This is a genomic window from Rahnella sp. GSA61A (assembly GCF_019969905.1).
Taxonomy (GTDB): Bacteria; Pseudomonadota; Gammaproteobacteria; order Enterobacterales; family Enterobacteriaceae; genus Rahnella; species Rahnella aceris.
In genome coordinates this window covers 345907-366928 of sequence record NZ_JAHXYO010000001.1, presented here as the reverse complement: position 1 = coordinate 366928, position 21022 = coordinate 345907, and the positions used below count along the sequence as shown (strand labels likewise).

The window sequence follows — 21022 nt, the reverse complement described above, 5'->3', positions numbered from 1 at the left end:
CATTTTATGCGTAAATCCCTGACATGAAATAAAAATACAGTGGCGGCCGTTGAGTTTTATTTATCCGATTATACTCATTCAATCTGCCTCTCATTCCCGCTGAGGCTTTCTAAGGTGATCCGAATGAATTTATCATTCAAGCCCTGGGGTATCGCAGTATTGTGCGGCGCAGGGGCATTTGCTCTGGCCAGTGTGATGTTTATACAAGGCTGGCTTCCGGTCAGCAGTCAGGCCGAAACCACGGCGCAGACTGCGCCTCCGCCTGCATCAGCCGCCGTTCCTCCGCCAGCAGCCCCGGTTCCTGCACCCGTTGCACCTGCGGCATTTACACAAGCTCAGCTCGACCAGTGGGTGGCTCCTGTTGCGCTTTATCCTGACAGCCTGCTTTCACAGGTACTCATGGCATCGACTTATCCCACTAACGTGATTCAGGCAGTACAATGGTCACGCGACCATCCGCAAAACCAGGGCGACGCTGCCGTCGCTCAGGTGGCGAATGAGCCGTGGGATCCGAGTGTGAAATCGCTGGTGGCTTTCCCGCAATTGCTGGCGCTGATGGGAGAAGATCCGGCATGGGTGCAGAATCTGGGTAACGCGTTTCTGGCACAACCGGACGACGTGATGAATACCGTGCAGAAATTCCGTCAGGTGGCACAAAGCAGCGGGGCACTGAAAAGCACGCCGCAGCAGACCGTGACAGTCAAACCTAAACCGGCGGCACAAAGCAGCTCAACCACTGTGGTGAAAAGTGCGCCTGCGCAGCAAACCATCGTGATTGAGCCAGCGGATCCTCAGGTTGTTTACGTACCGAGCTACAACCCGAATGTGGTGTATGGCGCATGGCCGACACCAGCCTATCCGCCGGTGTATCTGCCACCTCCTCCGGGACAGCAGTTTGTTAACGGTGTGGCGTCTGGCATCGGGTTTGGTGTCGGTGTGGCAGCGACTTATGCCATTTTCGGTAGTATTGACTGGGACGATGATGATCATCATCACGATGATTATGATCATCACGGTGGTTCGCAGAACAATTATGTCAATGTGAACGTCAACAATTACAACCGTATCTCGGGCAACAATAATGGGATCAACCCTGCTGGAAATGCGAATACCACGGGCTGGCAGCACAATCCGACCTACAACGCAGGGCTGCCAAATCACGGCGCAAACCTGAACGGTGCGACACAAAACCAGGTGCTGAGCAAGGCGGCGCAGCGTAATAACTATCGTGGTTTCGACAACAACGCGGTCGGGCGTAACAACGGCGGTGTGCAGAATCAAAATCTGGATCAGCGCCGTCAACAGGCGGCATCGGTGATGAATCAGCATCAGAATACGCTGCAGACACAGGGGCATACCCAGCAGCGAAACCTGCCGCATTCAGCACCGGCTGCCGGTATGCATAATCCGGCCAGTCGTCAGGTGCCGCAGCACCAGCCACTGTCTCAACACAATGCTAAGCGCCAGCCAGTACAGCAAATCAACCAGCATCAGCGGCAGAATCTTAATGCATCACGCAGCACGGCATTCAGCGGTAACTCCAGCCGCGGGCCGTCGTGGCAACAGCAGCAATCGCGGGGTAATCAGAGCCGCGAGCATATGCGGAACTTCCAGCAGTCACGCCCTGCCAATACAGAGCCAGCTCATTTGCACCGTCGCTAGACTGACGAGGAAAAGTCATGAAGAGATTGCGTAATTTTTTAATTTCCACAGGTCTGATGTTGCTGCCTTTAACCGGTTTCGCACAGCAGACGTTCACCACCCCGGAACTTGCCGCGCAGGCACTGGTAAAAGCCATTGAAGCGCACGATGATGCGTCTATGCAAAAGCTTCTCGGGAATAACTGGCAGGAGTATCTGCCGCCAAAAGAGGTGGATCCGGATGAGGTGGCGCGTTTTCTGCGTGACTGGCATATCAGCCATAAAATCGCAGAACACGGCGACACCGCACACCTGAATGTCGGGCCGGAAAACTGGCAGTTGCCGATCCCGATGAAACACACGGCGCAGGGCTGGTCATTTGATATGGCCGCCGGTGCCGCCGAAATCGAAACCCGTGCTATTGGCCGCAATGAGCTTTCCGCCATTCAGGCGGTTTCCGCTTACGCCGATGCGCAGCACGAATATCAGCAGATTGCCGGGCAATATGCTCAGCGCTTTATCAGCACGGAAGGCCAGCATGACGGCCTGTACTGGCCGGTGAAACAGGGCGAAGCGCCCAGCCCGTTAGGTCCGGCCTTTGGCAATGATCAGCCGGGATCGGATTATCACGGCTACTTTTACCGCATCCTCACCGCGCAGGGCGCAAACGCCAGCGGCGGAGCGTACAGTTACATCGAGAATGGCAAGATGACCAAAGGTTTTGCGCTGATCGCCTGGCCGGCGGTTTACGGCCATACCGGCGTAACCAGTTTTATGATCAATCAGCAGGGCGAGGTATATCAGCAGGATTTAGGCGAGCATACCGACGCTGCGGCAAAAGCGATCACGGCGTTTGACCCCGATGCCAAATGGCAAAAAGTGGACGATGGCGAATAGGGGACATACGTGAATGAAAAAGCCCCGCCATGAAAGTGACGGGGCTTTTCTTTTAAAGCGGCATCGTGCTTAGAAGGCGACGACGACTTTACCTTGCATATGGCCGTCGAGCACTTTGGCGTGGGCGGCTTCGATGCTTTCCACTGTCAGGCCAGAAAGGGTTTCACTCAGTGTGGTTTGTACTTTGCCTTCATCAACCAGCGCCGCGACCTGCTTAAGAATTTCGCCCTGTTCGGCAATATCCGGCGTGGTAAACATGCTGCGGGTGTACATCAGTTCCCAGTGCAGTGCGGCACTTTTCAGCTTCAGTTTATTCATATCCAGCGGATGTTCATTTTCAACGATGGTACAGATGTGACCCATCGGTGCGATCAGATCAGAGATCGCTTCCCAGTGACCGTCAGTGTCATTCAGGCACAGAATGAAATCCACCTGTCTGATGTCGTGTTTGGCCAGTTCACCTTTCAGATCTTTATAGTTCACGGTCAGATCCGCACCGCGATCCAGACACCATTGTGCGGATTCCGGACGCGAAGCAGTGGCAATAACTTTCACTTTGCTGCGCAGTGACGCGAACGGGATCGCAAGCGAACCCACGCCACCGGCCCCGCCGATGATCAGCAGGGTTTTATCGGCAGACGCGTCCTGGATTTTAAGGTGCTCGAACAGTGCTTCCCAGGCGGTCAGCGTGGTTAACGGCATGGCAGCGGCTTCAGCCCAGTTCAGGCTTTGCGGTTTGACGGACACAATACGTGAGTCGATCAGTTGTTCTGTCGCGTTGCTGCCGGAGCGGGTGATATCCCCGGCGTACCAGACTTCATCACCGGCTTTGAAGTTTTTCACTGCGCTGCCGACGGATTTGACGATGCCGCTGGCATCCCAGCCCAGCACTTTTGGCGCGTCCAGACCGCTTTTTTGCACGCCTTTATGCACTTTGGTATCGACCGGATTGATCGACACGGCTTTCACTTCCACCAGCAGGTCGTAATCCTTTGCGACGGGTTGTGGCAATTCAACGGCGATAAAGTGGGCCGGATCTTTCGGGTTTACGGCAATAGCTTTGATTGTCATGTTCTCTCTCTCCGTTAGGTATACAGACAGTCTAGTCCTCCGGCGGGAAGCTGATAAGATGGACAATAACTAACAAAGTGTTCGTCTGAGGTGAACAATCATGTTTAAGCAGTTGCAGGATATGGCACTGTTTGCGCTGGTGGCGGAGTGTGGCAGCTTCACACAGGCCGCAAGCCGCGCAGGATTGCCCAAATCGAGTGTCAGTCATCGCATCAGCCAGCTGGAGAAGTCCGTCGGCCTGCGGTTGCTGAACCGCACGACGCGACAGCTTAATCTGACGTTCGCCGGTGAACGCTACCTGATCCACTGTCAGGAGATGATGCAGGCCAGCGAACGGGCAGAACTGGCCATCCGCCGTTTACGCGATAACCCGAGCGGACGGCTGCGGATCACCAGTCCGGCGGGGCTCGGCGCGACGTTGCTGGCGCGCATGAACGTTGAGTTTCAGAAGCGTTATCCCGATGTGTCGCTGGAAGTCTCCGTTTCCGATGCGCTGGTCGATCTGGTGCAGGAAGGGTTTGATATCGCGCTGCGTACGGGTAAACCACAGGATTCCTCGCTGATTGGCCGCGAACTGGGGCACAGCCCGCGTTACCTGCTGGCTTCGCCGGCGTATCTGGCGCAGCATCCGTCTCTGGATTCGCCGCAGCAACTGGCGTCGCATCACTGTATCGCGCACCGGGCGTGGTCGGAATGGGTGCTACATCGCGGCGACACCTGGCACCGCTGGCTGCTGCCTGCGGCGCATACCACCGACAATTTGTTGTATGCGCGGGAATGCGCGCTGGCAGGCGCAGGTATCACGCTGTTACCGGCATTTTTATGCCATGACGAAGTGGCGAAAGGCACACTGGTGCGCGTGTTACCGGAATGGGAAGCGGAAGGGAATGATCTGTATCTGGTCTATCCGGGACGAAAACTGAATTCTCCGGCACTGGCCTGTTTTATTGAGTTTATGCTGGAAGAATACGGCTTTGCGAAGAGTTACAGCGAGGCGCTGGCAGGCTAGATTTCAGTGAATTGAAGGCATAAAAAAGGCCCGTTTCCGGGCCTTATATTCAGGCGAAAGATGATTACTTGATCATCTTTTTGTACTTGATGCGCTTCGGTTCTAACGCTTCAGCACCTAAAGTACGTTTTTTGTATTCTTCGTATTCGGTGAAGTTACCTTCGAAGAATTCGACTTTACCTTCATCCTGATAATCGAGGATGTGCGTCGCGATACGGTCGAGGAACCAGCGGTCATGGGAAATGACCATCGCGCAGCCAGGGAACTCCAGCAAGGCGTTTTCCAGCGCGCGCAGGGTTTCGATGTCGAGGTCATTGGTCGGTTCATCGAGCAGCAACATGTTACCGCCAACCTGCAGCAGTTTTGCCAGATGCAGACGACCACGTTCACCACCGGACAACTCGCCAACGCGTTTGCCCTGATCAACACCTTTGAAGTTGAAGCGGCCCACATAGGCGCGGCTTGGCATTTCAGTGGTGCCGATGCGCATGATGTCCTGACCACCGGACACTTCTTCCCATACGGTTTTGCTGTTATCCATGGAATCACGGAACTGATCCACAGAGGCCAGTTTCACGGTGTCACCCAGCTCGATGGTGCCGCCGTTCGCTTCTTCCTGACCTGACATCATACGGAACAGCGTGGATTTACCGGCACCATTCGGGCCGATAATGCCGACGATTGCGCCTTTCGGCACGGAGAAGGACAGGTCGTCGATCAGAACGCGATCACCGTAAGACTTGCTCAGGTTTTTCACGTCGACAACTTTGTCGCCCAGGCGCGGACCCGGTGGAATGAACAGTTCGTTGGTTTCGTTACGTTTCTGGTATTCGGTGTTGTTCAGCTCTTCAAAGCGTGCCAGACGTGCCTTGCCTTTAGACTGACGGCCTTTCGCGCCCTGACGAACCCACTCCAGCTCTTTCTCAATAGACTTACGACGGGCCGCTTCAGAAGACGCTTCCTGCGCCAGACGAGCATCTTTTTGTTCCAGCCAGGTGGAGTAGTTACCTTCCCACGGAATACCTTCACCGCGGTCAAGTTCCAGGATCCAGCCTGCCACGTTATCGAGGAAGTAACGGTCATGGGTAATCGCCACAACGGTGCCTTCGAAGTCATGCAGGAAGCGTTCCAGCCATGCCACGGATTCGGCATCCAGGTGGTTGGTCGGTTCGTCGAGCAGCAGCATGTCCGGCTTTTCGAGCAGCAGGCGGCAAAGTGCCACACGGCGGCGTTCACCACCGGACAGGTTTGCCACTTTCGCATCCCAGTCCGGCAGACGCAGCGCATCGGCGGCACGTTCGAGCTGGCTGTTCAGGTTATGGCCATCATGTGCCTGAATGATTTCTTCCAGCTTGCCCTGTTCGGCCGCCAGTTTGTCGAAATCAGCGTCCGGTTCGGCGTACAGCGCATACACTTCATCGAGACGTTTTAACGCGCCAACGACTTCAGAAACGGCTTCTTCCACGGACTCACGCACGGTGTGTTCCATGTTCAGTTGCGGTTCCTGCGGCAGATAACCGATTTTCAGATCCGGCTGCGGACGTGCTTCACCTTCGATGTCAGTATCGATACCGGCCATGATGCGCAGCAGGGTGGATTTACCTGAACCGTTCAGACCCAGAACACCGATTTTGGCGCCAGGGAAGAAACTCAGGGAGATGTTCTTAAGAATATGACGCTTCGGCGGAACAACTTTGCCGAGGCGATGCATGGAATATACGTATTGAGCCACGTTGTTTTGAGCCTCTTTCTCTGCGGGCCGCGCGCTGTCTGCGAAGGGCAGGCGCTGCGGCAAATTAAAGCCAGCCCCGCCTGATTGCGGCATGACTGATAAGGGTTCCGACTGCGAAGTTTAGCGTGTTTCAGTCGGGTTCCCAACCATCAGGTTCACAGTAAGGCAAGAATGTTGCTGGCGGGCGGCAGGTGGCGGAGAAATCAGCCGAACGGAATGGTGAATTCATCCGTTTCGCGGTCCGGGCGCAGTGGCTGAATACGCCCGACAAACATCCCGGATGTCAGAATGTCGGTGAGTTTAACAACATGATAAATAGCCTGTTTATTCTGAGTTTTTACTTTACGCTTGATATTGCCTTTGTGTGACGCCACCGTTTTTTGCTTGATATTCAGGTGCTGAGAAATGTTTTGCGTGTTCAGCCCCGACATCCACATTTTCAGAATACTGGATTCAGTCCGGCTCAGGCTGACCGGCGTGAGATCCAGCGGTTGTTCCGTTTCTGCCGAGCGCGCCAGCAGCAGGTTATGGGCAATCAACTGATAAATAGTGGCTGTCCGGATGGATTTTGACAAAATAATGATGTTTTTACGGATCGGCACATAGTTCTGATAATTCAGGTTTTCCTTGGAAATGAAAACAAAAAAAAGCGTACCGGGATGCGCGTCGATCACCTCCCGCAGAACGTGACCTGATTGCGCATCAGACGTAAAGCAATCTTCATTCACGAAGATGATTTCAGGCGTCAGGGAATTGCACGTCGCTTGCAGTTCGTCGATGTCCTTAAGCGAAAGAATATCTTTCGGATGTTGTCCGTTTAATTGCAATAGCGAATGCAATGCCAGCTGTGTGTAATAGCACTTATCTACAATGAGCGATGACATTGTGTGTTACCTGTTTGTTGGCCTTTGTTTGACTGCGGTACAGCCAGAGAGCTCGTTTTTATAAAACTGATCGTATAGCGATGGGGCATTCCCGTAAAAGTTGCCGGACGCTGGCAAAACTAACATTGCTGTGAGAAGGGATGCCCCTGGAGAGAGTAATAAGGCGGTAAAGAATTGATGTAAATCAGCAGAATGGGCTTTGGGACGTTTTGTGAGATCTTTGAGACGAATTGAGCGGGGAAAAGACTAAAGTTTCAGAATTGTGACGTTTTTTATGTGAAAAAGCCAGGTTACACAAGGTAACCCGGCATAAGCATAAATCGTCAGACTTTCTTGCGGATGAAGCGGTTAACCAGCCATTTCTCGATTTCGACGATCACGAAGATCATCGCGCCAACCACCAGCGTGATACCCCAGAATTTCAGGGGCATCGGCACGGTGCCAAACAACTGGTTCATGACTGGCAGATAAATCAACGCCAGTTGCAGGAGCAGTAAGACACCGGAAACAATCCATAACCCTTTGTTGACGAACACTTCGCGCGTCAGCGGGAAACGGTCCATTACGCGGCAGTTAAACATATACACCCACTGCGCGGTGACCAGCGTCTGTAACAGCACGGTGCGGATCAAATCGCTGCTGTAACCACGCGGTTGCATCCAGGCTTCCAGCACAAAGGCACTGCAGGCAATCAGAATACCCACGAAGGCGATACGCCAGACAGCATGCAGGTCGAGGACGTGCTGACCCGGCGCGCGCGGACGGCGCCTCATCATGCCTTTCTCACCCGGCTCAAAGGCCAGACCGAAGGACAGCGTGGTCGACGTCGCCATGTTCATCCACAAGATCTGAACCGGCGTTAGCGGGATGACTGCCCCGGCCAGAATGGCCAGGATAATCAGTAGTCCCTGCGCGAGGTTAGTCGGCAGAATAAACAGAATGGTTTTCTTCAGGTTGTCGTAAACGCGACGACCTTCCCTGACCGCGCTGGCGATGGTCGCGAAGTTGTCATCGGTCAGCACCATGTCAGCGGCTTCTTTGGTAACTTCGGTGCCTTTGATCCCCATCGCGATACCGACGTCAGCCTGTTTCAACGCGGGCGCATCGTTGACACCGTCACCGGTCATTCCGACCACTTCACCGGCATCCTGTAACGCTTTTACCAGCCGTAATTTATGCTCGGGACTGGTACGGGCGAAAATATCATACTGGCTGGCGGCAGCGGCCAGTTCTGCATCATCCATATGCTCGAGCTGGTAACCGGTGATGGAATCACTGCTGTTGCCAATCCCTAACATTTTGCCGATGGCCATCGCGGTTTCCTGATGGTCGCCGGTGATCATCTTCACGCGGATCCCGGCCTGCTGACACTGGGCAATCGCATCAATGGCTTCCGGGCGAGGGGGATCCATCATGCCAGCGATACCGACAAAAATCAGACCCTGTTGCAGATGGCTATGGTTCAGGTCGCCACCGATTGCCGGCTCATCTTTCAATGCCGCAGCGACCATGCGCAGACCCTGACGGGCATAGCGCGCCATCTCTTCTTCCCAGTATTCCCGGCGGAAAGGCTGCACGCCGTTTTCGGTCAGTTCAAACGAGGCTAAAGAGAACAGTACGTCCGGTGCGCCGGTCACGAACAACCGGGTTTTGCCGTTGATGCGTTGCAGCGTCGACATGTATTTGTGTTTGGAATCGAACGGGATTTTATCCAGCGGCTCGACTTTGCCGGTATTCAGGTTTGATTTCGCCGCCAGCACTTTCAGTGCGCCGGAAGTCGGCCCGCCGGTAATGCCCCAGTGGCCTTTATCGTCCTGCATCAGTTGGCTGTCGTTGCATAAATCAACTGCAGTGATGAAGGTATTGAGCACCGGTGTATGAGTGACATCAATCTGTTGCCGGGTTTGTGCGTCAACAATCCGGCCTTTAGGCTGATAGCTTTCGCCTTCAACCTGATAAGCGCGGTCTGCCAGAATGACGGCTTTCACAGTCATTTCATTCATGGTCAGCGTGCCGGTTTTATCCGAGCAGATAACCGTCATGGAGCCGAGTGTTTCGACTGTCGGCAGCTTGCGGATAATGGCGTGATTACGCGCCATCGACTGCACGCCAAGGGAGAGAATAATCGAGATAATCGCCGGTAAACCTTCGGGAACCGAAGCCACGGCCAGGCTAATCAGCGACAACAGCAGTTCGCCCAATGGCATATCGCGCAGGATAAAGGCGAAGACAAACAGGAACGCCATCATCAGCAGAATCAGGGCGAAAATGCCTTTGCCCAGTTTGTCGATTTGCTGCAACAGCGGGGTGCGCTGCGGCGTAATCGACGACATCATCTGGTTGATGTGACCCAGTTCGGTGTCTTTACCTGTGGCATAAACCACACCGGTTGCGGTGCCGCCACTGATCATGGTGCCGGAGAACAGCAGGTTGTGGCGGTCGCCGATCATGACTTCATCGTCAATGACCTGTGCGTTTTTCACCACCACGGTGGATTCACCGGTCAGAATGGCTTCTTCGACCTGCAGGTTATGCGCGCTGACAATGCGCAAGTCCGCCGGGATTTTATCTCCCGGGCGCAACTGCACGATATCACCGGGCACCAGCTGGTCGGCATTGATGGTTTGTATCTGTCCGTCACGCATGACAACTGCCTGACTTGACAGCATATTCTGAATGCTTTTCAGTGATTTCTCAGCGCTGTTTTCCTGCAAAAAACCGATCAGCGCATTGATGACGGCCACGCCCAAAATCACCAGCGTGTCGACCCAGTGTCCCATGGCTCCGGTGACGATGGCAGCCGCGAGCAGGATATAAATCAGGACATCATTGAAGTGCGCCAGAAAACGCATCAGGGCGCTTTTGGCGGCTTTTTCCGGTAAGGCGTTCGGGCCATATTCTTTCAGACGCTCGCTGGCATCGTGCCGGGTCAGGCCATTCTCGCCAGTTCCCAGACGCTGCATGGCATCGTTACCACTAATCTGATACCAGTTTTTGTTTTCTGTCGCGACAGAAGAAGAGGGGCTGGCATTCGTTTTTACAGATGAAGTTGAGTGAGTCATATACTTTTCCATAAGCCATGAACTGCGCTGCTATTAATATTTCAATCCTGACGGCGAAATAGTGAATATCAAAAAATCAATTTTACAATAGGGTGTGATCATAATTAATTATCTGGGAATAAATTTGATCTGAGCCAATAAATACTTTTTTTGTATCAACGTTAATAGGTAAAATTCTTTAAAAACAGATGGATGTGTCCTTTAGGAATTTCGGTATTAATTACCCTTTATTTAGGGTTTGTTTAGGAATTAAATATCTAAGTAAATTGAAGTAAGTAAATCTAAATTTTGTCAGCGTGGTTATTTTGGTTGAAATGGTAAGGGTGCTATCTATTGGCGTTTTACCGGGTAATACCCGCTAATTAATTGCGGATATTGAATCCTGAGAAATTATTCCCGCCGCCACGTTCTGTGACAGAAAATAGATCTTCCGCTGTCTGGTAACTGTCCGTCGCTTGCACCACACTGTGTAAAGTTTGTGATGCTGTCCGCACATCGCTTCAATTTTAAAAATGAATCGATTAGCGTAGTGGCTGTCTACAGAATGCAAAACAGTTTCGGCATAACCCGTGAGGATAAAGGTAAGTATGGTCAAGGTGGACAAATGGCACTCTCTGGCAATGAGCGTGTTGCTGGTAACAGTATCGGGCGTGGCGAAAGCTGACTCGCTGGACTCGCAACGCCAGCACTATATGCAGATTAAACAGGCGTGGGATAACAATCAGTTGGACGTCGTCAGTCAGCTGATGCCCACGCTGGAAGATTATCCGCTTTACCCTTATCTGGAATACCGGCAACTGACGCAGGAACTGGGCGATGCCACGCCCGCGCAGGTGAATGCCTTTGTTAAAGCCAACCCGACATTGCCGCCTGCGCGTTCCCTCCCGGCCCGCTTTGTGAATGAGCTGGCGCGTCGTCAGGACTGGAACAGTTTGCTCTCTTTCAGCCCGCAGCCGCCGAAACCGGTCGCTGCACGTTGCAACTACTATTACGCCAAATGGGCGACCGGCGATCAGAAAACCGCGTTTGATGGCGCGAAAGATATCTGGCTGACCGGCACGTCACTGCCGAATACCTGCGACAAGCTGTTCTCCGTCTGGCAGGGCGCAGGCAATCAGACTGCATTGACTACGCTGCAACGCATCGGCCTGGCGATGAAAACCGGCAATACGAATCTGGTGAACTTCCTGGCGAAGCAGTTACCGCCGGATTACCAGACCATGCGCGATGCGCTGCTGGATTTACAAAACAACCCGAATACCATTGAAAGCTTTGCGCGCAGTGTCGGGCCGACTGATTTTACCCGCAATGCCACCAGCATTACGTTTGCGCGTATCGCCCGTGATGATGCGGAAAATGCCCGTTCGATGATCCCCGTTCTTGTGCGTCTGCAGAAGATGAGCGACAGCGAACGTCTGGATCTGGAAGAAGCTGTCGCCTGGCGCTATATGGGCAGCGACGCCACACCGGAACAGGCGGCATGGCGCGATAACGTTATTCTGCGCAGCCATTCCACCACGCTGGTGGAGCGTCGGATTCGTATGGCGCTGGCCGCCGGTGATCGTCAGGGACTGAGACAGTGGCTGGATCGTTTACCTTCGGATGCCCTGCAGGAAGATGAATGGCAGTACTGGCGTGCGTCAGTGATGATCGACAACGGTCAGCGCTCACAAGGTGAAGCGATGCTGCGCACATTGATGAAGGGGCGGGGATTCTATCCGATGGCCGCCGCGCAAAAGCTGAATGTTGCTTATCCGATGCAAATTTCTGTGGCTGCGAAGCCTGATGCCAGCATTGCGAAATTGCCGGAAGTCGCCCGCGTTCGTGAACTGATGTACTGGCAGATGGACAATCTTGCACGCACTGAATGGAGCTATCTGGTCAGCAGTCGTTCTGAATCTCAGCAGTCGGCACTGGCGCGTTACGCTTTCGAGCAGAAATGGCCCGATCTCAGCGTGCAGGCGACCATTACCGGCAAGCTTTGGGATTATCTTGAAGAACGTTTCCCGCTGGCGTGGCCGGATGAATTCCGCCGTGCGACCAATGACAAAGGCATCACGCAAAGCTACGCGATGGCGATTGCCCGTCAGGAAAGCGCATGGAACCCGAAAGCCCGTTCGCCGGTAGGAGCCTCTGGTCTGATGCAGGTGATGCCTGCGACAGCGCAACATACCGTGGATATGTTTGGTTTGCAGGGTTACAGCAATCCGGCTCAGCTGCTGGATCCGCAAATGAACATCACCATCGGCACCAGCTATCTGGAATATGTCTATCAGATGTTTGGCCGCAACCGTATTTTATCCAGCGCTGCTTACAACGCCGGGCCTTCCCGTGTGAATACCTGGCTGGGCAACAGCGCGGGCAGGGTGGATTCGGTCGCGTTCATTGAGAGTATCCCTTTCTCCGAAACTCGCCGATATGTTAAAAATGTGTTGGCATATGATGCATTTTATCGCTATTTTTTACATCAACCGGCCAAGATTTTGACGGATGCCGAATGGCAGAGGCGTTACTGATCCCGTATCGTTTATGATAAGCTGCTGTACTAGTTTAATAGTATGGCAGCCCAATCATGAATCAACGACCCATCACTGACCCTGCTCTTTCCCAACAAGGCAATGAGGACTGGCAGTGCTTTCTGGCACTGCTACAGCAATCTTTTGCTGAAAATCTGCATCAGGATCTGCTGCAACTGCTTCTGACGCCTGACGAACGTGCGGCGCTGGGAACGCGGGTACGCATTATTCAGGAGCTGATGCGGGGAGAGATGAGTCAGCGCGAACTGAAAAGCCAGCTGGGTGCCGGTATCGCTACGATAACCCGGGGATCGAATGGCCTGAAAACGGCTCCGGCAGCGCTAAAGGATTGGTTGAGCGGGCAACTGCTGGCAGACAAAACGGGCGAATGAAGTGCCCGTTTCAGTCTGAAATTTTAATGGGTCTGGGCGCGGGTTTGATAAACCGGGTTATGAAAAGGCGCTAAAGCCAGCACCAGTGCCTGATGATAAACGCTGGTGCGGTTCAGTTTCCCGGCGGTAAAAATGCCGATGGCGCCGCCTTTACGCTTCACCTCTGCGATACCCGTCAGTTTTTCCATCTCATCCCCCAATTCACTGCCCTGGTTGATCCCCTGTAAAATGATTTCAGGTAACATTAAACTGGCTGAACGTGATTCGCCGCGCTGGTGCATATTCTCAATCACCATCCAGGCGAATGTCATATTGTCTTCGATACCCGCTTCCACGCCGACCCAGAAGTCTGCTTCGGGACGAACCTGACGCGCACCGATTACACGATGGCGTGCCCCGGTACGGGTTTCATTACTGCCAATAGGTTGATTTGGAACACCACTGTCGACATCAACGCCTTCAATGCGAAATGCCTCAGCGCCGAAAATGTCTTCAAAAGCCATGGCGATAGCTTTGATTTTTGCCGGGTTAGTGGTTGCAGCGACAACATGATACATAGAGTTTTAGCATCCTTTAGCAAATTTCACGCAGTATAACGGAAAACACTCATGTTACAGGTATATCTCGTCCGTCATGGCGAAACAGAATGGAACGCCGCCCGCCGTATTCAGGGGCAGTCAGACAGCCCGCTGACGGCTAAAGGTCTTTACCAGGCCCGTCAGGTTGCTGAGCGCGTGCGTAAAGAAGGGATCACTCACGTTATCACCAGTGATTTAGGACGTACCCGCCACACGGCGCAGATTATCGCTGATGCCTGCGGGTGTGAAGTGATCAATGAGCCACGTTTGCGCGAACTGCACATGGGCGTGCTGGAAGAACGTATTCTGGATGGTCTGACGGAGCAGGAAGAAATATGGCGTAAGCAGATGGTTGATGGTTCACCCAAAGGGCGCATCCCCGAAGGTGAAACGATGACTGAACTGGCCGTGCGTATGCGTGCCGCGCTCGACAGCTGTCTGGATTTACCGGCGGGAAGCAAGCCGCTGCTGGTCAGCCACGGTATTGCGCTGGGCTGTCTGATCAGTACGATCCTTGGCTTGCCTGCCTATGCGGAACGCCGTCTGCGTCTGCGTAACTGTTCGCTGTCGCGTGTTGATCACCAGCAAAGCGCCTGGCTGGCAAATGGATGGATTGTGGAAACGGCGGGCGATGTCTCACATCTTGATCTGCCCGCGTTAGACGAGTTGCAACGCTAACGCCAGAAGGCGTTAGCGGCGGATTGGGATCAGGTAATCACACTGTATTTCGGTTGGCGCAGTGCCGGGGGCATGGCCATTCGTGTAAAAGCGTTCGATATCCTGTCCCTTTCTGCGGGTCAGTTTCAATGTTGGCAGACAGGTGCTGTACAACGTCAGAATAAATTCCTGCAAACGTTCCGGCGTGCCATTGTAGTGGAACATGGCATATTCACCGTGCTGCAACACAATAGGCTGACCTTCAACGTTTTCCGGCAGGTGCTGAGCTTCCAGCGCTGTCGTGTACAATACTTCCTGCTCGTCATCTTTCTCCTGGCTTGGACGTGAATGGTGCAGGCCATAAAGAATGGGCGGCAGCGTTTTCGCTTCCCCAATATATTGACGCCAGAAGTGACGACGCATCTCGTTGCGGTACGTGGTGATTTGCTCCAGCGTACATGAATAGCTTTGCGTCATGCCGATCAGATGCTGTTCTGGTAATGAGACATACTCCGGTTGCGGCAGAATGAATGCACCCAGTCGGATAGGCGGGCAAATACCAAACGAATGCCAGTCTTCAGCACGACGATACAATGCCGGCGTTTGTGCGAATTGTTTTTTGAAAGCCCGGGTAAACGTTTGTTGGGAGTCAAAACGGTACTGAAGGGCGATATCTAATATCGGGCGACTGGTGAGACGCAAAGCGACAGCCGCTTTCGACAGGCGGCGGGCACGAATATAAGCACCAATGGCATTATTCGTGACGTCTTTAAACATGCGCTGCAGGTGCCACTTGGAATAGCCGGCCTTGGCTGCGACATTGTCGAGTGACAAGGGCTGGTCTAAATGGGTTTCTAACCAGCTAAGAAGGTCACGAATGATTCCTGCTTGATCCATAGATCGTCCTCGTTGAACTAAGATAAATGCACAGAATGATGGGCGGCATAATAGCAACTTTTTCCCGATAAGACTGCTTAAGATTTTTTTGGCTATCTGTGCTATTTACAGGTGTTACAGAGTATTTCATTCCGAAAGTGTGAATGCACGCTTTCTGATTGTGGTTTCTTTAGAAAACAACGTCATGCTGATGACGTGGAGTAACTTAATGAATAAATGTTGGATTTTTGTATTTGGGATGTTTATTTTTTGTTCTGGAGCAGCGCGTGCAGAGCAAGTGGGATCAGTGGATACCGTCTTCAAATTATTCGGTCCGGACCATAAAATTGTGGTCGAGGCCTTTGATGATCCTGATATTAAAAATGTAACTTGTTATATCAGTCGTGCAAAAACCGGCGGCATCAAGGGCGGATTAGGTCTGGCCGAAGATACATCGGATGCGGCGATTTCCTGTCAGCAGGTAGGACCTATCGAGCTCAGCGATAAGATTAAGCAGGGCAAAGACAAAGGCACCGTGGTTTTCCAGAAACGTACCTCTCTGGTGTTTAAAAAGCTGCAGGTGGTACGTTTTTATGATGAAAAACGTAATGCGCTTATCTACCTGAGTTATTCCGATAAAGTCGTGGACGGTTCACCTAAAAATGCCCTCAGCGCGGTGCCGATCATTCCGTGGGGACATGCTGAGCCTTGAGTTTCACCAAGGGATCCAAATCAAAAGGCCAGCTTTCGCTGGCCTTTACGTTTTATCACATCGACTGCAGAGCGGTTGGCAACCTTCTGTATCAGTCTTCCAGATCACCGCAGAAACGGTAACCTTCACCATGGATAGTGGCGATGATTTCCGGCGTATCCGGAGTCGCTTCGAAATGCTTACGGATGCGACGGATAGTCACGTCAACAGTACGGTCATGAGGTTTCAGCTCACGGCCGGTCATTTTCTTCAGCAAATCGCCACGGGTTTGGATTTTGCCCGGGTTTTCACAAAAATGCAGCATGGCGCGGAATTCACTGCGCGGTAACTTGTACTGTTCGCCCTGCGGGCTTATCAGTGAACGGCTGTTGATATCGAGTTCCCAGCCATTGAATTTGTAGCTTTCAACCAGACGACGTTCTTCACCGGTAGTACCCAGGTTCATCGTGCGGGACAGCAGATTGCGTGCGCGGATGGTCAGTTCGCGCGGGTTGAATGGCTTGGTGATATAGTCATCAGCGCCGATTTCCAGACCCAAAATTTTATCAACTTCGTTGTCGCGGCCGGTCAGGAACATCAAAGCAACGCTGGCTTGTTCACGCAGTTCGCGTGCCAGCAGCAGGCCATTTTTGCCTGGCAGGTTGATGTCCATGATAACCAGATTGATATCATTTTCGGACAGAATGTGGTGCATTTCAGCGCCATCATTGGCTTCATGCACCATGTAGCCTTCTGCTTCAAAAATGCTCTTTAACGTATTACGTGTCACTAACTCGTCTTCGACGATCAGAATGTGAGGGGTCTGCATGATTGCTACCTAAGATTGCCAACAAATAGAAAATAGGAGTACAGAAGTCCTTGATATCCCAATGAATTTTGATGCCTTATTGGCCATCTCACTCGTTACATGACTAAAGTACGTAAATGCGTTCTCGATGCAATTTCCATCAACGGCAACAACATCGCAAGCTCGGTCAGGGATTCCACTTTCTGCAGTTCCACGGGGTCCTAAAGCGGCGCATATCCTAACCCTATTAACAGCAATATAACAGCGAGTGTCGAAATTACCACCCAACAAAATTACGGTTTGTTGACATATATCAAGTTCAATTGTAGCACGGTAACAGAACAGTGAAAAACACTTACAAGAATGCACGTTTGAGTCACATTTCGGCCTTTATTGTACACGATTCAGCTAATCCTCAGGAAACCCAAGATAAATGCAAAATCTGTATGTATCATTATTATATATCCATATGAAAAATAATGACTAATTTTTTAAGGGAACGTGCTTAACCCTGCCAGCAGCTTTTTTACCTCCCGGTTAAGCTTTTCCGATAAAATAAAGGAATATATCAAGTCGACTGTTAAGTTCTTGTGAAGAATATAAACGATGAATAGGTCTGAAACAGGATAAAATTTCATCGCTGAAATACAGGCGGCAAATTCTTTTTCCTTCCTGCAAAGGCGTCATATGCAACTTCATATTATTTTAGTGTCACCGGCTCGCCCGGAAAATGTCGGTGCGGCAGCCCGCGCAATGAAAACCATGGGCTTTGCTTCCTTGCGTATTGTGGACAGCGAGGCACATCTCAAGCCGGAAGCCGGTTGGGTGGCACATGGTTCGCAGGACATCCTGCAAAATGCTCTGCATTTCAGCACACTGGCAGAAGCTCTGGCTGATATTGATTTTACTGTCGCGACGACGGCCCGCAGCCGGGCTAAATTTCACTATTACTGCACGCCTCAGGAGTTGCAGGTGCAGCTTGAAGAGAAAAGCCAGTGGGTGAATCACGCTGCGCTGGTATTTGGCCGTGAGGATTCCGGGCTGACCAATGAAGAGCTGGAACTGGCTGATGTGCTGACCGGCGTTCCGATGGTGGCGGATTACCCGTCGCTGAATCTGGGGCAGGCCGTGATGGTATTCTGTTATCAGTTATCGTCTCTCAATCAGGTGACCTCAGTGAAACCTGAAAATGCCGAAGCGGGACAGTTGTCGGCATTGCGTGCACGGGTCGGGCGATTACTGGAAAATGTCGGGGCAGAAGATGACCAGAAATTGTCCGACTGGCTGCATCAGCGTCTCGGTCTTTTGCAGCAGCGCGATGCGGCAATGCTGCATACTTTGCTACATGACATCGAAAAAAAACTGACCCAATGATGTGAGGGGAATCCTTACCGCTACAGTTCGATATCCGGTGCGGTGATAGCAGAGTTATCGATCGTACTGGAAATGCTTTTAAAGGCAGATAATTATCCATTTCATTCTGTCCGTGATTAACCTGCCGAAAATAGAAAAAAATTGACTTATTGTGCCTTATGCTTTAGCTAATAGAGGCAGACAGAGTACAAACCTAAAGACAGACAGAAAATAAAAATGCGAATCATCAGCCTGAACACAACAATTATTACCACCACCGATACCACAGGTAACGGGGCGGGCTGACGCGTACAGGAAAAAGAAAAAAAGCCCGCACCTAACCAGTGCGGGCTTTTTTTTTACATTTAAACGAGAGCTTCAGGAGAGAACCAGAAATGCGAGTGTTGAAATTTGGCGGGACCTCGGTAGCAAACGCAGAACGCTTCTTGCGGGTTGCGGACATTATGGAAAGCAATGCACGTCAGGGACAGGTCGCGACGGTATTATCCGCGCCTGCCAAAATCACCAACTATCTGGTTGCTATGATTGAACGAACTGTCGCAGGGCAGGACATTCAGACCATCATGAGTGATGCGGAAAACATTTTTGGTCAGCTGATAACCGGCCTGGCGGCCGCGCAACCGGGTTTTGATTTGCCGAAAGTGAAAGCGTTTGTCGATCACGAATTCGCTCAGCTTAAACAACTGATGCACGGTATTGCCCTGCTGGGACAATGCCCGGACAGTGTAAATGCCTCCATCATCTGTCGTGGTGAAAAGCTCTCTATCGCTATTATGGAAGCGGTGTTCCTGGCCAAAGGTTTTGGCGTCACCGTCATTAACCCGGTCGAAAAACTGCTCGCGCAGGGGCATTACCTTGAATCGACTGTGGACATCAACGAATCCACCCGGCGTATCGCCGCCAGCGCTATTCCAGCCGATCACATCGTGCTGATGGCCGGTTTCACTGCCGGTAACGAGCAGGGCGAACTGGTGGTGCTCGGACGTAATGGTTCCGATTATTCAGCCGCCGTGCTGGCTGCCTGTTTACGTGCCGACTGTTGTGAAATCTGGACTGACGTCGACGGTGTGTATACTTGCGATCCGCGCATCGTGCCGGACGCCCGCTTACTGAAATCCATGTCATATCAGGAAGCGATGGAGCTGTCGTACTTTGGTGCGAAAGTGCTTCATCCGCGTACCATCCTGCCGATTGCCCAGTTCCAGATCCCTTGCCTGATAAAAAACACCACCAATCCACAGGCACCGGGCACGCTGATAGGCAGCGAAAGCCTCGGCGATAATACGCCGGTTAAAGGCATCACTAATCTGAACAACATGGCGATGATCAACGTTTCCGGTCCGGGAATGAAAGGGATGATCGGCATGGCCGCGCGCGTGTTTGCGGTGATGTCCCGTTCAGGCATTTCGGTGGTGCTGATCACCCAGTCTTCTTCTGAATACAGCATCAGTTTCTGTGTGCCGCAAAGCGAACTGGAACGCGCCCGTAAAGCGCTGGAAGACGAGTTCTATCTGGAGCTGAAAGACGGTCTGCTTGAGCTGCTGGATGTGATGGAGAAGCTGGCGGTTATTTCTGTCGTTGGCGACGGCATGCGTACCCTGCGCGGTATCTCGGCGAAATTCTTCTCGGCACTGGCGCGCGCCAATATCAATATCGTGGCGATTGCGCAGGGGTCGTCTGAACGTTCTATCTCGGTGGTCGTCAATAACGACGATGCGACCACCGGTGTGCGCGTAAGCCACCAGATGCTGTTCAACACTGATCAGGTTATCGAAGTCTTCCTGATCGGCGTAGGCGGCGTGGGCGGGGCGTTGATTGAACAGATCCGCCGTCAACAAGCGTGGCTGAAAACCAAACATATTGATCTGCGTGTTTGCGGCATCGCCAACTCCCGGGCATTGCTGACTAACGTTCACGGCATTGCGCTGGAAACCTGGCGTGATGAACTGGGTGCCGCGAAAGAGCCGCTGAATCTGGGACGTCTGATCCGTCTGGTGAAAGAATACCACCTGCTGAATCCGGTGATTGTTGACTGTACTTCCAGTCAGGAAGTGGCTGATCAATACGCCGATTTCCTTGCCGACGGTTTCCACGTCGTAACGCCGAACAAAAAGGCCAATACTTCTTCCATGAATTACTACCATCAGTTGCGTAAAGCGGCGGATGGTTCACGCCGTAAATTCCTCTACGATACCAACGTCGGCGCGGGTTTACCGGTCATCGAAAACCTGCAAAACCTGCTGAATGCCGGTGATGAGCTGATGCGTTTCTCCGGCATCCTCTCCGGCTCGCTGTCCTTCATCTTCGGTAAGCTGGATGAAGGTATGTCGTTATCTGCTGCAACATTGCAGGCGAAAGAGATGGGCTATACCGAACCGGATCCACGTGATGATCTGTCCGGTATGGACGTTGCCCGTAAATTGCTGATCCTGGCGCGTGAAGCCGGTTACAAACTGGAGCTGACGGATATTGACGTGGAATCCGTTCTGCCGCCGTCCTTCAATAGCGAAGGCACTGTGAATGAATTTGTGGCGCGTCTGCCGGAACTGGATGCCGAATTTGCCAGGCGTGTTGCGGATGCCACCGCCGCAGGTAAAGTATTGCGTTATGTTGGTGCTATCGAAGACGGACAATGCAAAGTAAAAATCGATGCCGTCGATGGTAATGACCCGCTTTATAAAGTAAAAAATGGGGAGAATGCGCTGGCGTTTTACAGCCGCTATTATCAGCCGTTGCCGTTGGTTCTGCGTGGCTACGGTGCCGGTAATGATGTGACGGCGGCAGGTGTGTTTGCCGATCTTTTGAGAACGCTGTCATGGAAGTTAGGAGTTTAAT

The 21022-nt window shown here is 52.3% G+C and carries 17 protein-coding genes and 1 other annotated feature; of the genes, 10 read left to right on the top strand and 7 right to left on the bottom strand.

Going from position 1 to position 21022, the window contains the following annotated elements:
* Positions 1 to 123 precede the first annotated feature (123 nt).
* Both LC431_RS01585 and LC431_RS01580 read left to right on the top strand, forming a co-directional pair.
* Positions 124 to 1662, top strand: coding sequence for a DUF3300 domain-containing protein (locus LC431_RS01585; protein WP_112197256.1), 1539 nt, complete (start codon positions 124 to 126; stop codon positions 1660 to 1662).
* Between the two features lie 17 nt (positions 1663 to 1679).
* Positions 1680 to 2537, top strand: a complete 858-nt coding sequence (locus LC431_RS01580; RefSeq protein WP_112151008.1) for a DUF2950 domain-containing protein — start codon at positions 1680 to 1682, stop codon at positions 2535 to 2537.
* Between the two features lie 69 nt (positions 2538 to 2606).
* Here the strand turns inward: LC431_RS01580 and LC431_RS01575 are convergent, their stop codons facing one another.
* Positions 2607 to 3608 (bottom strand): zinc-binding alcohol dehydrogenase family protein, encoded by a 1002-nt coding sequence (locus LC431_RS01575; protein WP_037033476.1) that lies wholly within the window; start codon positions 3606 to 3608, stop codon positions 2607 to 2609.
* Positions 3609 to 3708: 100 nt separating this feature from the next.
* Between LC431_RS01575 and LC431_RS01570 the strand changes: the two genes are divergently transcribed.
* Positions 3709 to 4617 (top strand): LysR family transcriptional regulator, encoded by a 909-nt coding sequence (locus tag LC431_RS01570; RefSeq protein WP_013577089.1) that lies wholly within the window; start codon positions 3709 to 3711, stop codon positions 4615 to 4617.
* A 64-nt stretch (positions 4618 to 4681) separates the two neighbouring features.
* On the opposite strand, the gene ettA is transcribed toward LC431_RS01570, so the two are convergent.
* From ettA to LC431_RS01555, 3 genes are all read right to left on the bottom strand, one after another.
* On the bottom strand, positions 4682 to 6349 hold the full coding sequence (gene ettA, locus LC431_RS01565) for an energy-dependent translational throttle protein EttA (RefSeq protein WP_015690481.1): 1668 nt from the start codon (positions 6347 to 6349) through the stop codon (positions 4682 to 4684).
* A gap of 203 nt (positions 6350 to 6552) precedes the next feature.
* A complete protein-coding gene (gene rcsA / locus LC431_RS01560; RefSeq protein WP_119262122.1) occupies positions 6553 to 7233 on the bottom strand; it encodes a transcriptional regulator RcsA in 681 nt (226 codons plus the stop codon).
* A gap of 323 nt (positions 7234 to 7556) precedes the next feature.
* Positions 7557 to 10295 (bottom strand): cation-transporting P-type ATPase, encoded by a 2739-nt coding sequence (locus tag LC431_RS01555; protein WP_223509185.1) that lies wholly within the window; start codon positions 10293 to 10295, stop codon positions 7557 to 7559.
* A 596-nt stretch (positions 10296 to 10891) separates the two neighbouring features.
* Here LC431_RS01555 and sltY point away from each other — a divergent pair.
* Both sltY and trpR read left to right on the top strand, forming a co-directional pair.
* Positions 10892 to 12811 (top strand): murein transglycosylase, encoded by a 1920-nt coding sequence (gene sltY, locus LC431_RS01550; RefSeq protein ID WP_173362118.1) that lies wholly within the window; start codon positions 10892 to 10894, stop codon positions 12809 to 12811.
* A gap of 56 nt (positions 12812 to 12867) precedes the next feature.
* Positions 12868 to 13203, top strand: a complete 336-nt coding sequence (gene trpR / locus LC431_RS01545) for a trp operon repressor (protein ID WP_013577084.1) — start codon at positions 12868 to 12870, stop codon at positions 13201 to 13203.
* A 23-nt stretch (positions 13204 to 13226) separates the two neighbouring features.
* On the opposite strand, the gene yjjX is transcribed toward trpR, so the two are convergent.
* Positions 13227 to 13760 (bottom strand): inosine/xanthosine triphosphatase, encoded by a 534-nt coding sequence (yjjX, locus tag LC431_RS01540; RefSeq protein ID WP_013577083.1) that lies wholly within the window; start codon positions 13758 to 13760, stop codon positions 13227 to 13229.
* A 51-nt stretch (positions 13761 to 13811) separates the two neighbouring features.
* Between yjjX and gpmB the strand changes: the two genes are divergently transcribed.
* A complete protein-coding gene (gene gpmB / locus LC431_RS01535) occupies positions 13812 to 14459 on the top strand; it encodes a 2,3-diphosphoglycerate-dependent phosphoglycerate mutase GpmB (RefSeq protein WP_013577082.1) in 648 nt (215 codons plus the stop codon).
* 12 nt (positions 14460 to 14471) lie between these two features.
* Here the strand turns inward: gpmB and robA are convergent, their stop codons facing one another.
* On the bottom strand, positions 14472 to 15335 hold the full coding sequence (gene robA / locus LC431_RS01530) for an MDR efflux pump AcrAB transcriptional activator RobA (protein WP_013577081.1): 864 nt from the start codon (positions 15333 to 15335) through the stop codon (positions 14472 to 14474).
* 208 nt (positions 15336 to 15543) lie between these two features.
* Here robA and creA point away from each other — a divergent pair, with 208 nt between their 5' ends.
* The gene (creA, locus tag LC431_RS01525; RefSeq protein WP_013577080.1) at positions 15544 to 16026 is read left to right on the top strand and encodes a protein CreA; all 483 of its coding nucleotides are present in this window, start codon (positions 15544 to 15546) and stop codon (positions 16024 to 16026) included.
* 91 nt (positions 16027 to 16117) lie between these two features.
* On the opposite strand, the gene arcA is transcribed toward creA, so the two are convergent.
* The gene (gene arcA / locus LC431_RS01520) at positions 16118 to 16834 is read right to left on the bottom strand and encodes a two-component system response regulator ArcA (RefSeq protein WP_013577079.1); all 717 of its coding nucleotides are present in this window, start codon (positions 16832 to 16834) and stop codon (positions 16118 to 16120) included.
* Between the two features lie 666 nt (positions 16835 to 17500).
* On the opposite strand from arcA, the gene LC431_RS01510 reads away from it, so the two are divergent.
* From LC431_RS01510 to thrA, 3 genes are all read left to right on the top strand, one after another.
* Positions 17501 to 18187, top strand: a complete 687-nt coding sequence (locus LC431_RS01510) for a tRNA/rRNA methyltransferase (protein WP_013577078.1) — start codon at positions 17501 to 17503, stop codon at positions 18185 to 18187.
* Between the two features lie 216 nt (positions 18188 to 18403).
* The gene (gene thrL, locus LC431_RS01505; protein ID WP_071823645.1) at positions 18404 to 18472 is read left to right on the top strand and encodes a thr operon leader peptide; all 69 of its coding nucleotides are present in this window, start codon (positions 18404 to 18406) and stop codon (positions 18470 to 18472) included.
* Positions 18411 to 18527: a sequence feature (Thr leader region), on the top strand. (Overlaps the previous gene by 62 nt.)
* Positions 18528 to 18561: 34 nt before the next feature.
* Positions 18562 to 21021 carry a bifunctional aspartate kinase/homoserine dehydrogenase I gene (gene thrA / locus LC431_RS01500; RefSeq protein WP_223509183.1) on the top strand — a complete coding sequence of 820 codons (2460 nt, stop codon included), beginning with the start codon at positions 18562 to 18564 and terminating at the stop codon, positions 21019 to 21021.
* Position 21022 lies beyond the last annotated feature (1 nt).